This is a genomic window from Qipengyuania triglochinis (assembly GCF_054655615.1).
In genome coordinates this window covers 111,474-124,943 of the sequence record NZ_BAAHND010000004.1, presented here as the reverse complement: position 1 = coordinate 124,943, position 13,470 = coordinate 111,474, and the positions used below count along the sequence as shown (strand labels likewise).

The following is a 13,470-nucleotide window of genomic DNA, read 5'->3' as shown; positions in this document are numbered from 1 at the left end:
ATTGCGCAAAGCTACCGGAAAAGCGCGCGATGGGGTGATGGTCATCGGTAAGGATTTCGAAGGACAGGTCCTGTTGGTGCGGCATAGCTACGGCCCGAAGGAATGGTTCTTCCCTGGTGGTGGTATCGCTAGCGGCGAAGATCCGGAATCGGCAGCACGCCGTGAGTTGCGTGAAGAAACCGGATGCGAAATAGAAGGGCTAAGGCTCGTCGGCTCGGTTGAGGAGACTATCTCCGGCGGAGAACATAAGGGATATCTTTTCGAAGGCGTGGTACACGACATGCCCGAACCGGATGGCCGCGAGGTGATCGACGCCCGGTTTTTCCCTACTCATTCGCTACCGCAGCCGCTCAGCCGTATCACGCAGCAGCGCTTGCAGATGTGGCAGGCGCGCAAGTCCTAGAGCAGCGAAAGCTGCGCATCCGGTCTCTTCGGCTCATCATCGCCGCCGCGCTCGAGCTTTGACAGCGTCAAGCCCATCAGCCGTATCGGCATGGGCAATGGCAGGACTTCTTCGAGCAGCGACTTCGCAAGTGTTTCGAACTGCTTCCTGTCTGCGATTGGCTGTTCAACCGTTTTCGCCCTGCTGAAGATTTGGAAGTCCGTATATTTCATCTTGAGCGTTACGGTCCGTCCCTTCGCGTCAGCCCGCTCGATATAACCCCAGACGATCTCGATGATGTCGTCCAAGGTCTCGCGTAGCTCGTTTCCAGAAGACAGGTCTCGACTGAACGTTCTTTCGCCGCCAACCGACTTGCGAATGCGGCTGGATCGGACGGGACGCAGGTCGATGCCGCGCGCCGCACGATAAAGATAATCGGCGAAACTGCCGAAATGAGCGCGCAGCCACTCTATGTCCTTAGCCGCTAAATCTGCTCCCGATGCAATGCCCAGCCGTGTCATCTTTTCCTCCGCCTTGGGGCCTACTCCATGAAACCTGCGGACGGGGAGGGATTGGACAAACTCCGCACCCTGGCCTGGACGGATGACGCACAATCCGTCAGGCTTGTTCTGGTCGCTGGCTAACTTGGCGAGAAATTTGTTGTAACTGACACCCGCGCTGGCTGTCAGCTTGGTTTTGGCTTTAATCTCCTGGCGGATGAGCTCCGCGACGCGAGTAGCGCTCCCAATGCCGAGCTTGTCTTCCGTTACATCCAGATATGCTTCGTCGAGGCTGAGAGGTTCTAACAGATCGGTGTGATGCCGGAAGATCGCCCTGATCTGCTGGCTGACCTCCCGATAGACGTCGAAGCGCGACTTACAGAAGATAAGGTCCGGACAAAGCCGTTTGGCGGTGACGCTCGGCATCGCGCTTTTGACACCGAACTTGCGCGCTTCATAGCTGGCCGCCGCTACTACCCCGCGCCCGCTCGACCCGCCTACGGCAACCGGCTTCCCTCGCAGGTCCGGATTATCCCGCTGTTCGACACTCGCGAAGAACGCATCCATATCGACGTGGATGATCTTTCTTAGGCCGTCGGCTTCGGCGTCTTCCGTGTCGTCAGGCTCGATCATCAGGACCTAGATAGTCTGCCGGGTTGCAAATCGGAACCTTGTGGTCCACGCGCCATTTTGTGCAGATGCGAAACGATCACCTAGCCAGCGGCGAACGGCCGCTTCCCGAGAATGCGAAGCGCCCGGCGGTAGGCGAGCGCGAGCTTATCTGGATGATGGCTCTACTCATGGCCTGCAACGCCTTCGGGATCGACGCCATTCTCCCCGCTCTCGATGCATTGGCCGGTGATCTGGGCGCGACAGGAAACAGTCGTCAATTCGTTGTCGGGGCGTATCTGCTGGCGGCTGGCTTCGGGACCCTCGTTCCTGGCGCTTTTGCCGACCGTTACGGCAGGAGGCCGGTGCTTTTCGTCGCACTCGCCTGCTACATCGTGTTTTCGATCGGATGTGCACTGGCAACCAGTTTCGACATGCTGGTGATCTTGCGCGCTGCGCAGGGTTTCTTTGCTGCCGGCATTATTGCTCTTCCTCCTGCCATTATTCGCGACCGGGTCGGCGGTGACAAAATGGCGCGTATGATGAGCCTCATCTTCGTGATTTTTCTCCTTGTCCCCGCCGTTGCGCCGACGATCGGGCAGGCTGTTCTCGCTGCGATGGGCGATTGGCGCTGGATTTTCGGGGCAATGGCGCTCGCAGGCACGATAATGACGCTGTGGGTATATTTCCGTCTACCGGAAACGCTGCACCAGGAGGACAAACAGGAAATCCACCTGCCAACTATCCTGCGAAACATGGCAAGTGCGGTGACACTTCGTGAGACAATCGGCTATACGCTCGGCAGCGCACTTGTCTTCGGTGGATTGTTCGGGTTCATCAACTCGAGTCAGCAGCTGATTGGCGAGGCCTTCGGCGCCGGCGATCGCTTCCCCATGATCTTCGCAATTTGTGCAGGCTGCATGGCGATCGCCAATTGGTCGAACAGTCGCATTGTCGAGCGCTTCGGCGCGCGCAAGGTAAGCCATGCCGGCCTCTTCGCTTTCATTGCCGTGGCTATTGCTCAGCTTTATTTCGCCAGTCAGCCGGATGAAACGCTGTGGACCTTTGTGCCGCTTATGGCTGCCAATATGAGCCTCCTTGGCTTTATCGGCGCAAATTTCGGCAGTATTGCGCTTCAGCCGTTCCACAAGATCGCCGGCGCCGCATCGAGCGCGCAAGGCTTTCTCCGCCTGACCAGCGGTGCAGCGCTCGGCTCGTTCATTGGTTACGTCTATGATGGAACCGCACGCCCGCTGGCGCTTGCCCTGCTATGCACCGCTGTGCTCAGTCTTGCATTCGTCCTGTTTAGTGAACGCGGCGAATTGTTCGGCGAAAAGCTGGAAGACTGAAGTTTGGCAACTACTCTTCGTTAGGTTCGACGACCGCCAATACTGCCTCAACCTGAACCTGTCCGCCTTCACTGGCTAACAACTCTGTCACGGTACCGTCGAAAGGCGCAGTAAGCGCATGCTCCATCTTCATGGCTTCGAGGACCATGAGCCGCTGACCGGCAGTCACGCTCTCACCTTCGGCAACATCCACTGTAATCACCTTGCCAGGCATGGGGGCGAGAATTGCGCCATCGCCAGCAGCTGCTGCTCCCGAGCCACGCGACTGGCGATCGAAAACGAAACTCTGGCCGTCAGCGAAGACCACGGCTCGAGCAGGGTCGACGAAGCCAGTCATCGTCACATCGTCGCCCGCTTGCGCCGCTGATACTGTGCGCGTTTCACCCTTATGATGAAGCGTGGTGGCAAATACGCCCGGAGCGTTGAGACGAAGGCCGACAGGCAGATCGTCGTGTTCTTCGCTTTCCGCGAGCGCGATGAAGTCTGCTGCACTTTGCCAAACAGTATCGTCTGCGGTGTCCGATGAAACCAGCCTGTCCATCTTCGATGCGATGAAGTCGGTGTCCAGTTTTGCATCTTCGAAATCGTCTTCGCGCAGACAATTAGCAATGAATGCCGCATTGGTCTTAACGGGCCAGATTTCGACGCTCTCGGCCATTTCCGCAAGCTGATCAATTGCTTCGCCGCGTGTTTCTCCCCAGACGACGAGTTTGGCGACCATGGGATCGTAGAAGGGCGAGATTTTGTCGCCTTCCTCGACACCCGTCTCGATCCGACCTTCGATGCCCAGATCGAAATGTTCGAGCGGACCGGTTGAAGGTAGAAATCCGCTCGAAGGATCTTCGGCATAAAGACGCGCCTCGATCGAATGACCATCGATAAAAAGGTCTTCCTGCTTTATCGGTATCGGCTGCCCACTCGCCACCAGCAACTGCCACTCGACCAAGTCGACGCCGGTTATTTCTTCCGTTACCGGGTGTTCCACTTGCAGACGGGTGTTCATTTCCATGAAGAAGATGCGGTCTGCGCGCAGGCCTTCGCTGGCATCGGCGATGAATTCGATCGTGCCCGCGCCCTCGTAATCGACAGCCTTCGCAGCGCGTACGGCGGCGGCGCAGATTTCCTCCCGCGTCGCTTCATCCATGCCCGGAGCCGGTGCCTCCTCGATCACCTTCTGGTGCCGGCGTTGAAGCGAACAGTCCCGTTCGAACAGGTGAACGACATTGCCGTGGCTGTCGCCGAAGACTTGCACTTCGATATGGCGAGGCGAGGTGATCCATTTTTCGAGGATTACGTCGTCGTTGCCGAAGCTGGCTTTTGCCTCGCGGCGGCAGGATTCCAGTGAGGACAAGAACTCGCTCTCGGCGTCTACCTTGCGCATTCCTTTACCGCCGCCGCCAGCCACAGCCTTGATCAGTATCGGATAACCGATCGCATCGGCTTCCTGTTTCAGGCGGTCAGCGCTCTGGTCATCGCCATCATAACCGGGAGTTACCGGCACGCCGGCTTTGCGCATCAATTTCTTTGCGGCATCCTTCAAACCCATCGCGCGGATCGAGGCAGGTGGCGCCCCGACCCAGATCAGTCCGGCGTCCTTCACGGCCTGCGCAAAGTCGGCGTTCTCCGACAGGAAGCCGTAACCGGGGTGTATCGCTTGAGCACCTGTCTGCTTGGCAGCCGCGATAATCTTATCGCCCACAAGATAACTTTCCGTAGCGGGCGAGGGGCCGATATGCACAGCTTCGTCGGCACTGCGCACATGCAGCGCCTTCGCATCGGCATTGGAATAGACCGCAACAGTCGCGATCCCCATTTCGCGCGCGGTACGGATGATGCGGCAGGCGATCTCGCCGCGGTTGGCGATGAGCAGTTTCGTGATCATACGAATGCGCTAGCCGCGCAAGGGCGAGCGGTCCAGACTCAGAATTGCCAGCGAGGAAGCACGTTATCTGCAAAGACCATCAGCGTAATCCCGATGCTAAATGCCAGCCAATTGACGACAAGCCATTTCGAGCCAAGCTTTCGCTCTCGAAAGCGGATGATAAACAAAGTCGCGGTCAATGTGACCGTGACAGCGAAAAGCGTCCAATAACCCAGACCAAGCAGTTGCGAGAGGCGAGCTTCGTCATTCGCATGGTTCAGGCTCATGCCCGCAGCCATCGCTCTTTGCGCGAAAGCGATAAATAGGACGCTGGTGCCGAGTTTGCTCCGCCAGCTGAAAGCGAGCAGTGCGAGAAGTACTGTCACGATCGGTCCGGCGGCGGTTACCCATATTAAAGCAGTAGTTCCGATCCCGTTATCGTAGCGAACAGTATTCGTTCCCATCGAGCCATGTTCACCAAAAACGACGGCGGTCAGCGCATGTGAAAGTTCGTGCAGCAGATGCATTCCGACGGCCAGTGCGATAAGTAGCGCAAACTGACCGATGCTTATGCTCGAGCGACGTTTCACCACCCTGCCAATGGACGATAATCATGCCGAGACCAGATAATCGGGTCGATCGGCCCTGAGGGATCGTTACGCAATGCCTGAAAAAACGCTGTGGCGACGTGCCATGTTTTTTCCAGTCCGTTTACGCGAGTGCGCGTGTCCCAGGCCTTCTGCCCCCGGTCGAGCACCTTGCGTCCGATTGCGCCGTAGATGTTCGCAGCAGCCAACACTGCCCAGCGCGAGCGGAAAGGCAGCATCTTCGCGCCGAGGCGCGCAGCATCTTCGTGTTTCTGCATCAGTGCGATCATGCGAGGCATGATGCTGGCGAGAACGAAGCGGTTTTCCGGCTTGGCGTGCTCGCCCGGTGTCAGCCCTGCTTCCGCGAGCCATTCGGATGGAATGTACACACGCCCTGCAGCAGCATCTTCCACCACATCGCGGCTGATATTGGCGATCTGGAAAGCGAGGCCAAGGTCGTTGGCTCTGTCCAGCGTTTCTCCGTCGTCCGGGCGAACACCCATGATGTGCGCCATCATAATCCCGACAGCACCCGCGACATGATAACAATACCGCATCATGTCCCGTTCGTTTGTCGGGGCAAAGCCGGTGGCGTCCATCGCGAAACCAGTGATCACGTCGTTCGCCATCTCGTAGTTGAGATTGCATTCCTTGGCCACGAGGCCGAAAGCATCGAAGGCGAAATCCGCTGTAGGCTGTTCTTCCAGCGCGCGGCGCGTGAGCACACGAATTGCCTGAATGCGATCTTCTGCGTCCTTGGGCGTCCCTTGATCGCCCAACGGTCCGCCTTTTTCCTGATTATCCGCAATATCGTCACAGCGGCGGCACCAGGCATATAATAGCCAGCTACGTTCCCGCGTGGTCTTGTCGAAAAGTTTGGAGGCTGCGGAAAAGCTGTGTGAGCCGACTTCGATCGACTCCAGTGCCTTTCCCACCAATGCATGCCGGTCCCGTCCGCCACCGGCCTTGGTGTAGGTGGGGCGCAGGTTCTGGGTCGTAAGGGGGCGTGGCTTGTTCAGAGGTCGGCTGCCTTCATCTTGAAGATCGGAGTATGCGGCTCATAGCTTTCCATTTTGTCGAGCAACGCACTTAACGTGTCTGCGGCCAGCATGATCCCCTGATGGGCTGGGCGTACGAAACCGACCTCGGCCATGTGCCGGTTGAAGGCGATAAGATGATCGTAGAAGCCGAAGGCGTTGAGCAATCCGACCGGTTTGGTGTGATACCCCAATTGTGCCCAGCTGATGGCTTCCCACAATTCATCCATGGTGCCTACGCCGCCGGGAATCGTGATGAAACCATCCGACAGATCGGTGAACTTCTGTTTACGTTCGTGCATGCCGCCGACGGTATGCAATTCGGTGCAGTCGTGATTGGCGACTTCGCTACTGGCCAGCGCATCGGGAATAATGCCGATCACTTCGCCGCCTGCGTCAAGCGCGCCGGACGCAACGGCACCCATCAGACCCAGTCGGCCGCCACCGTAAACCACCCCTGTTCCGCGGGCGGCAAGACCGGCACCCACTTCCCGGGCCAGTTCGATATACCGCGGGTCGTCGGGCGTTGCCGATCCGCAATAGACTGCCAAACGCTTCATGCCTGAACCAAATCCTCGACCATTAATCCTGCGGTTGCCTTCGCGCTCCCGACCACACCGGGGATACCTGCGCCTGGATGCGTACCTGCCCCGACGAGGTAGAAATTGTCCAGCACGTCATCACGGTTGTGCCCGCGGAAAAACGCGCTCTGTGTCAGCAGCGGCTCGAGACTGAAGGCGCTGCCTTTGTGCGCGTTGAGATCGGCGGCGAAATTGCTCGGCGCATAATGGAACTTCGTCTTTATGCGTCCATGCAAATCGGGGATCAGGCGGCGCTCTATCTCGTCGAGAATACGCTTTTCGAGGATCGGCCCCATTTCGTCCCAGTCGATCGCCAGTTTGCCCATATGGGCAACGGGAACAAGCGCATAGAATGTGCTCATTCCTTCGGGTGCCACGCCGGGATCGGTTACGCTGGGGTGGTGGAGATAGATCGAGAAATCCTCCGGCAGGACGCCGTGATCGTAGATGTCTTCCAGCAAACCTTTGTAGCGGGGGCCGAACAGGATCATGTGATGGGGGATACCCGGCCAGGTTCCCTCGATACCGAAATGCACAACGAACAGGCTGGGCGAGAACTTCTTGCGCGCGAGAGATTTCGAATAGCTCGCGCCGCGCTTGGTGCCCGCCAGAAGGTCCTTGTAGCTGTGCATGATGTCGGCATTGCTGGCGACGGCGTCGAACCGCTGCTTGAGGCCGGACTGCGTTTCCACTTCGCTGGCCTTGTTGCCGAGCGTGTGGACCTGGACTACAGGATCACCGACACGGATCGTGCCGCCAATCCGTTCGAAATGCGTTACCATCGCAGCGATCAGGCGGTTGGTGCCACCTCTGGCCCACCACACGCCGCCATCCTTTTCCAGCTTGTGAATGAGCGCGTAGATGCTGCTGGTCTTCATCGGATTGCCGCCAACGAGCAGGGTATGAAAGCTCAGCGCCTCGCGCAGTTTCTCGTTTTCGACAAAGCTCGACACCATGGAATAGACGCTGCGCCATGCCTGTTTCTTGGCGAGGGCGGGGGCGGCCTTCATCATGGACTTGAAGTCGAGGAATGGCACATGGCCCAACTTGACGTAGCCTTCCTCGTAAACGCCTTCGGCATATTCCAGAAAGCGCTGATAACCGGCGACATCCGCCGGATTGAGTTCGGCGATTTCGCTGAAAAGCTGTTCTTCGTCATTGGAGTAATCGAAATTCGTGCCATCAGGCCAATTGAGCCGGTAGAACGGCATTACGGGCATGATCTCGATATCCTGAGCCATGTCATGACCTGTCAGCGCCCAGAGTTCCCGCAGGCAGTCGGGATCGGTGATGACGGTCGGCCCCGCATCGAAGGTGAAACCGTCACGCTCCCAGTAATAGGCGCGCCCGCCCGGTTTATCCCGTCCTTCGATTACAGTGGTGGCGATCCCGGCCGATTGCAGGCGGATGGCCAGTGCAAGTCCGCCGAACCCCGATCCGATCACGCAGGCAGTCTTGCCAGTCAATTCTGGAACGGTTGGCGTCTCGGGGAGATCGGTTGCGACCGGAGGATACGGCGTCTGGGCGTTCATGGTCACTTTCCTTGGACGAGCGGAGCGCCCTTGCCAAGCAGCGCCTTCATGGCGCTGAAGATGGGCACGGGCGGTTTTCCGGTGAGGATGCGCATCTTGTCTAGCGGGGTTGAGCGGGCGGCGTAGAAGCGTTCGATTAGGGGTTCGGGTAATCGGTAAAAGCGCTCGAACACCCGGTATCGTTCCTCCGGCTCCGCCGCTTGGAACAGCATCTTGCCGAGCAAGCGGTAATAGGACGTACGGCCCCAATGCGCCTTGGCCCGGTCCGCTACGAATTTGGGCAGGAGTGACAGATCCGTGCGGGCGGCCTCGGCTATGGCCAGCGCGTTCTCCACCGCGATCGGGAGCGTGTAACTGGTCAGGGGATGAACGAAGCCACCGCGCGCGCCTGCCAAGGCAACGCCCGGCATATTGATCGACGCGCGATAGGCTGACAAATCACCGCCGGTAATCACCGGCAGCACGCCGGTCTCTTCGTGCAGGACTTCCGCGTTCCACCCCTGACTTGCGGAATAGCCGGCTATGCGTTCGCGCAGAAGTGGAGCATCAAGCGACGGACTGTCGGCGTAATAGGTATCCTCCACGAATATTTCATGGTCAGCCAGCGGCAGCAGATAGACGAAACGATATGCGCCTGGCTGCTTTACGGTTGCATCCATGATGACCGGCCGCTCGATCCCGTGGGGACGGTTAGTGCGAAGGTTTTGACCGAGGAAAACCTGCCAGCCCCCGGTAAGATGCTCGCTCGGCAGGGCGTCGCGGCAATCAATCACCATTCCGACTGGAATTTGCTCACCGCTTGAAAGTGTCAGTCTTTTGGCACCGAGACTTTCCACCTTCGTACCGGTGCGGATGGCCGATTGAGGCAGTGCGCGCCGCAGGGTTACGTCGAAATCGCGGCTGTCGAGCGAGCGATATTCGCTTTCGAGACTTCGGCTGTAGGCCGGAAAGCGGACCTCGTTACCGCCGGTCCACTGCATTTTGCGGAACGGCTGCATGAGTGCGGCACCGCGGTCATCCAGATCTCCTTCGAACCAGCTCCAGCGGTGATTGCCGCCGAAGCTGTCGCCTGCCTCGAACAGGCCAACCGAAAGATGCGGCGCGGCATTGTGTACAGCCAGGGCGATCAGACCGCCGGCAAGCCCGCCGCCGACTATGGCAAGGTCAATTCTCTCAGACTGCATCGAAAAACGGGTTAGAAGGCGCAGGCATTGGCGGCAATGACCTTTTCTATTACTGAACGCGTCCTAGATAAGGCATTCCTGCACCCGCAAAGAATAAAATGAGGGAAAATCGAATGATTCGTTTCGCGCCTGCGCTCGCCGCCGCTGCTACCTGTGCGCTGGCCACTCCTGCCTTCGCCCAGCAGACCGATGTCTCGGATCCGCTGCCCACAGGAGAAGAAGCCACGGTTTTCGACGGCGACTTTCTCAGCGTCGGCGTCGGCGTCGGTTACAATCCGAGCTATTCGGGTAGCGACGATTACAATGTGAACGTCTTGCCCATCGTCCAGGGTTCCGTCTGGGGGATCGACATCAATCCACGTCCCGCTGGCCTTGCGCTGGACCTCGTACCCGATGCCGCGGAAGGCGTCTCCTTCTCTGCTGGTCCGATGGTGCGCCTGCGCAATGACCGTGTCGATGCCGATGACATCAATGACGATGTGGTTGCGGCCTATGGCGAACTCGATCGCGCTGTCGAAGTGGGCGGTTCGGTTGGGGTCAAATTCCCGCAAGTGCTCAACCCCTTCGACAGCCTGAGCTTCACGCTCGACGCGACCTGGGATGTTGCCGGTGCCCATGACGGGCGCACGATCAGCCCGTCGGTGACCTATTTTACGCCGGTCAGCCGCGCGACGGCAGCCTCGCTGTCGTTCAGCACCAGCTTCGTGGACGATGACTTCGCCGATTATTACTATTCGGTTCCCGCTACCAATGCTGCCTTGCCAGCTGAAGATGTGCTTCCGGGCTTCGATGCCGAAGGCGGAATGCAAAGCTACGGTTTTAACCTGCTGCTGGCCCACGATCTGAGCGGCGATATTACCGATGGCGGTCTCTCGCTGGTTGGTATCGCTGGCTGGACCAAGCTAGTGAATGACGCTGCCGATACCCCGTTCACCAGTATTCGCGGGAATAACGATCAGTATCTGGTCGCGCTTGGTGTAGGGTACACTTTCTAGCGGAAAGAACAGCCGGGTCCCTTGTCGGCGTGCTGCGGCTGGCGCAGTCATGGCGCAATGACAAGGAACCCGCTTTCTCCATCCCGGCGCGCGTGGATCGCCACGGCTATGCTGCTGGCGGCAACACTCGCTATCCTACTGGCGATGGATCGCCCGCTCATCTGCACCTGTGGCGAAATCAAGCTGTGGCATGGCGTGGTGCAGTCTTCGGGTAACAGCCAGCATATCACCGACTGGTACAGCCCAAGCCACTTCATCCACGGGCTGATCATGTATTTCTTCGCTTGGCTGCTGTGGGTCAGATGGGGTCTGTTCGGCGGACGGCTGGCGAAATGGGCTTTGCCGATCGCCGTCTTTGTCGAAGCCGTCTGGGAGGTGGTCGAGAACACACCCATGATCATCGACCGCTACCGCGAAGTGACGGTCAGCTTCGGCTATGTCGGCGACAGTATCGTCAATTCCATGGCCGATATCGGCTGGATGATGGCCGGGTTCCTGATCGCCTTTCGCCTGCCCTGGAAAGTCAGTGTCGCAATTGCAGTTCTGTCCGAATTGCTGACGCTCTGGATCATTCGCGACAATCTCACGCTCAATGTCGTGATGCTGTTCTGGCCGATCGAGGCGATCCGCGAATGGCAGGCGCTAGGCTGAGATAAACCCGGTCTGTAAGGAAAGGGCGACCAGTGGGCCGCCCTTTCCATCAGTCAGTCTTCGTCTTTCTCTGCCCCGGTTGTGCCGTCCGGCAAGTCCGGTCGGCTGTCGGGCAGCGGTGCGTCCCGATCGCCGGTCTTCAGATAGGTGTCGAACCAGCGCATCATCCGTAAGTTGTAATCATAGCGGGCGGCCGCCTTGGAATTGCCGTGGCCTTCGCCCGGATACAGCACGAGGCGCACAGGCATATCGGGCTTGCGCACCTTGAGCGAGCGATAAAGTTCATAGCTTTGGCTGGGCGACACGCGCGTATCCTCTTCGCCGTGCATGATCAACAGCGGCGTATTGGCCTTGTCGACGTGATAGATCGGGCTCACTTCGAGCATGCCCTGCCAATCGTCCCATGGCCATTTGCCAGAATGCACATTGTACATTTCATAGGGAATGTCGGTCGTGCCGAACTTTGAAATCTGGTTCGAAATCCCGACGAACATCACGCCCGCGGCGAATTCGTCGGACAGAGCGGTGGAAGACCATGCTGTTGCATAGCCGCCATAGGAACCGCCGGTCACGCCTGTGCGATCGGGATCGGCGATGCCTTCTGCGACCAGCGCGCGTTTCGCATCGACCAGATCCGTGAATTCCGGATCGGTATAATTCCCCGTATGCTGCTTGGAAAATGCCGTGCCATAGCCGGTCGATCCGCGATAGTTCGGGAGGAACACGGCATAGCCTTCGCCCGCGGCGACTTGTCCGGGTGAGGAATAACCGGTGATCCAGCCATTGCTGTCATGCGCTTCCGGACCGCCATGCACGCTCAGTATCAACGGGGCGCCGCCACGCGGAGCGCCACCGACCGGTTCGATCAGAACGCCTTCGACTTCCTGCCCGTCACGCGCAGTGTAGCGGTAGGTGCGCTGCTTGCCAAAGTCGATTTCGGACAGCCATGAATTGTGCTGCGTCCACCGATTGAAACTGCCGTTGTTCCAGACGAAGAGCTCTGTCGGGTGCATCCGACTGCTGGCTTCGACTGCCAGCGTGTTGCCGCCAGCCTCCACGCTGGACAGGATCAGCGACCCGCCATCGTGTTCTTCGGCCACGGTGCCATCGGCGTTGTATATGCGCAGTGCGCTTTGTGCGCCCTTGTGGATCACCGCGGCAAGCCGTCCATCGGCGAGCCATTCGGCATCGACTGCGGCTTCCGGCGCACCGGCATTCAGCGCGCGATAGGTGCCGGTCGCCACATCGACCAGATGCAGCGTGGTATCGGCGGGATCGTTCATGTCCACACCTGCGATCATCGAAAGCTGGCGGCCGTCGGGTGACACTTCGATATCGCCAAGCTTGCCGGGCGTTTCGACAACGCGCAGAACCTTGCCGCTATCAAGTTCCAGGACATGCGCGCGCTTGGCAGTATAGGCATCGTCGATCTGCGGCGTGGGCGCGCTGTCGACCACGGCGATCTTGCCGCCCGGCGCTATGCGGAAGCCGCTTACGTAACCGGGGATGGTCACCGCCTCCGGTTCTGCATCCACTTCCTCTCCCACGCTGGCGGAAAACAGGCGGTTCAAGCGAGCTTCTTCCTCATAGACGATGGCGTTGAAGCCAGCTTCTGCTTCCTTCTCGCGTGCTTCGTCCTTCTCGGCGGAGGCAAGCATCCAGATACGCGAACCATCGGGTGCCCAGGCGTAGGAGCGCACGTTGGCATCCTCGACTGCTGCCAGCTTGCGCTGCGCACCGCCATCGACGGGTAGTCCCCAGACGGCGCGGTCTTCACCTTCGTCTGCCCACACAAAGCTGACCATGCGGCCGTCGGGGGAAAAGGCGATACCCGAAACGCTGATGTCATCGGGCAGAAAGTCCCGCGCGTTCATCGGCGCATAGGCCATTTTGAGCTGCTGAGCGAAGCTGCCATTCTTATCGCCATCGGTGATGTCCGGCAGGCTTGCCGTGGTGTAGGCGATGCGGCTGCCATCGGGCGAAACTGCAATGGTCCCGACACTTTCCAGCTTGGCGACATCTTCCGGCGTCATTGAGCGCGCGTGGGCGGTAGCCGCCATGGAGGTGCCTGCCAGCAAGGTAGCGGCGATGGCGATAGGGCGAAGTTTCATGTGCGATCCTCTCCAGTTGAATTGCGGGCGCTTTCATAACGAGCCAGGCATAAAGGGCAAACCGGGGCTTGTGGGCGACAGGGTGAAGGGG

The 13,470-nt window shown here is 59.0% G+C and carries 12 protein-coding genes; 4 read left to right on the top strand and 8 right to left on the bottom strand.

Features of this window, described 5'->3' with window-relative positions:
* Position 1: 1 nt before the first annotated feature.
* Positions 2 to 403 carry an NUDIX domain-containing protein gene (locus ACYQ0G_RS13735; protein ID WP_460103661.1) on the top strand — a complete coding sequence of 134 codons (402 nt, stop codon included), beginning with the start codon at positions 2 to 4 and terminating at the stop codon, positions 401 to 403.
* On the opposite strand, the gene dinB is transcribed toward ACYQ0G_RS13735, so the two are convergent.
* Positions 400 to 1,515 (bottom strand): DNA polymerase IV, encoded by a 1,116-nt coding sequence (gene dinB, locus ACYQ0G_RS13730; protein ID WP_460103658.1) that lies wholly within the window; start codon positions 1,513 to 1,515, stop codon positions 400 to 402. The genes ACYQ0G_RS13735 and dinB overlap by 4 nt on opposite strands.
* A gap of 65 nt (positions 1,516 to 1,580) precedes the next feature.
* Here dinB and ACYQ0G_RS13725 point away from each other — a divergent pair, with 65 nt between their 5' ends.
* Positions 1,581 to 2,840 carry a multidrug effflux MFS transporter gene (locus tag ACYQ0G_RS13725; protein WP_460103771.1) on the top strand — a complete coding sequence of 420 codons (1,260 nt, stop codon included), beginning with the start codon at positions 1,581 to 1,583 and terminating at the stop codon, positions 2,838 to 2,840.
* Positions 2,841 to 2,850: 10 nt separating this feature from the next.
* Here ACYQ0G_RS13725 and ACYQ0G_RS13720 read toward each other — a convergent pair whose 3' ends face one another.
* The 6 genes from ACYQ0G_RS13720 to crtY all read right to left on the bottom strand — a co-directional run bounded on the left by ACYQ0G_RS13720 (position 2,851) and on the right by crtY (position 9,622).
* Entirely contained in the window at positions 2,851 to 4,722 is a 1,872-nt protein-coding gene (locus ACYQ0G_RS13720; RefSeq protein WP_460103655.1) for an acetyl/propionyl/methylcrotonyl-CoA carboxylase subunit alpha, read from the bottom strand.
* Between the two features lie 38 nt (positions 4,723 to 4,760).
* Positions 4,761 to 5,291 (bottom strand): hypothetical protein, encoded by a 531-nt coding sequence (locus ACYQ0G_RS13715; RefSeq protein ID WP_460103653.1) that lies wholly within the window; start codon positions 5,289 to 5,291, stop codon positions 4,761 to 4,763.
* Positions 5,288 to 6,223 carry a phytoene/squalene synthase family protein gene (locus tag ACYQ0G_RS13710; RefSeq protein ID WP_460103650.1) on the bottom strand — a complete coding sequence of 312 codons (936 nt, stop codon included), beginning with the start codon at positions 6,221 to 6,223 and terminating at the stop codon, positions 5,288 to 5,290. The genes ACYQ0G_RS13715 and ACYQ0G_RS13710 overlap by 4 nt, the downstream gene beginning before the upstream one ends.
* Positions 6,224 to 6,303: 80 nt before the next feature.
* A complete protein-coding gene (locus tag ACYQ0G_RS13705; protein ID WP_460103647.1) occupies positions 6,304 to 6,885 on the bottom strand; it encodes an LOG family protein in 582 nt (193 codons plus the stop codon).
* Entirely contained in the window at positions 6,882 to 8,438 is a 1,557-nt protein-coding gene (locus ACYQ0G_RS13700) for a phytoene desaturase (RefSeq protein ID WP_460103645.1), read from the bottom strand. The genes ACYQ0G_RS13705 and ACYQ0G_RS13700 overlap by 4 nt, the downstream gene beginning before the upstream one ends.
* A gap of 2 nt (positions 8,439 to 8,440) precedes the next feature.
* Positions 8,441 to 9,622 (bottom strand): lycopene beta-cyclase CrtY, encoded by a 1,182-nt coding sequence (crtY, locus tag ACYQ0G_RS13695; protein ID WP_460103642.1) that lies wholly within the window; start codon positions 9,620 to 9,622, stop codon positions 8,441 to 8,443.
* 113 nt (positions 9,623 to 9,735) lie between these two features.
* Between crtY and ACYQ0G_RS13690 the strand changes: the two genes are divergently transcribed.
* Positions 9,736 to 10,617: a MipA/OmpV family protein gene (locus ACYQ0G_RS13690; protein WP_460103640.1), complete on the top strand. Its 882-nt coding sequence runs from the start codon at positions 9,736 to 9,738 to the stop codon at positions 10,615 to 10,617.
* A gap of 57 nt (positions 10,618 to 10,674) precedes the next feature.
* A complete protein-coding gene (locus tag ACYQ0G_RS13685; RefSeq protein ID WP_460103638.1) occupies positions 10,675 to 11,268 on the top strand; it encodes a DUF2585 domain-containing protein in 594 nt (197 codons plus the stop codon).
* A gap of 53 nt (positions 11,269 to 11,321) precedes the next feature.
* Here the strand turns inward: ACYQ0G_RS13685 and ACYQ0G_RS13680 are convergent, their stop codons facing one another.
* Positions 11,322 to 13,379 (bottom strand): S9 family peptidase, encoded by a 2,058-nt coding sequence (locus ACYQ0G_RS13680; RefSeq protein ID WP_460103635.1) that lies wholly within the window; start codon positions 13,377 to 13,379, stop codon positions 11,322 to 11,324.
* Between the last annotated feature and the right edge of the window lie 91 nt (positions 13,380 to 13,470).

Coding starts and splice junctions, on each gene's coding strand:
- ACYQ0G_RS13690 (WP_460103640.1), top strand. CDS start 9,736: ATGATTCGTTTCGCGCCTGCGCTCGCCGCCGCTGCTACCTGTGCGCTG.
- crtY (WP_460103642.1), bottom strand. CDS start 9,622: ATGCAGTCTGAGAGAATTGACCTTGCCATAGTCGGCGGCGGGCTTGCC.
- ACYQ0G_RS13685 (WP_460103638.1), top strand. CDS start 10,675: ATGACAAGGAACCCGCTTTCTCCATCCCGGCGCGCGTGGATCGCCACG.
- ACYQ0G_RS13720 (WP_460103655.1), bottom strand. CDS start 4,722: ATGATCACGAAACTGCTCATCGCCAACCGCGGCGAGATCGCCTGCCGC.
- ACYQ0G_RS13705 (WP_460103647.1), bottom strand. CDS start 6,885: ATGAAGCGTTTGGCAGTCTATTGCGGATCGGCAACGCCCGACGACCCG.
- ACYQ0G_RS13725 (WP_460103771.1), top strand. CDS start 1,581: ATGCGAAACGATCACCTAGCCAGCGGCGAACGGCCGCTTCCCGAGAAT.
- ACYQ0G_RS13680 (WP_460103635.1), bottom strand. CDS start 13,379: ATGAAACTTCGCCCTATCGCCATCGCCGCTACCTTGCTGGCAGGCACC.
- ACYQ0G_RS13700 (WP_460103645.1), bottom strand. CDS start 8,438: ATGAACGCCCAGACGCCGTATCCTCCGGTCGCAACCGATCTCCCCGAG.
- dinB (WP_460103658.1), bottom strand. CDS start 1,515: ATGATCGAGCCTGACGACACGGAAGACGCCGAAGCCGACGGCCTAAGA.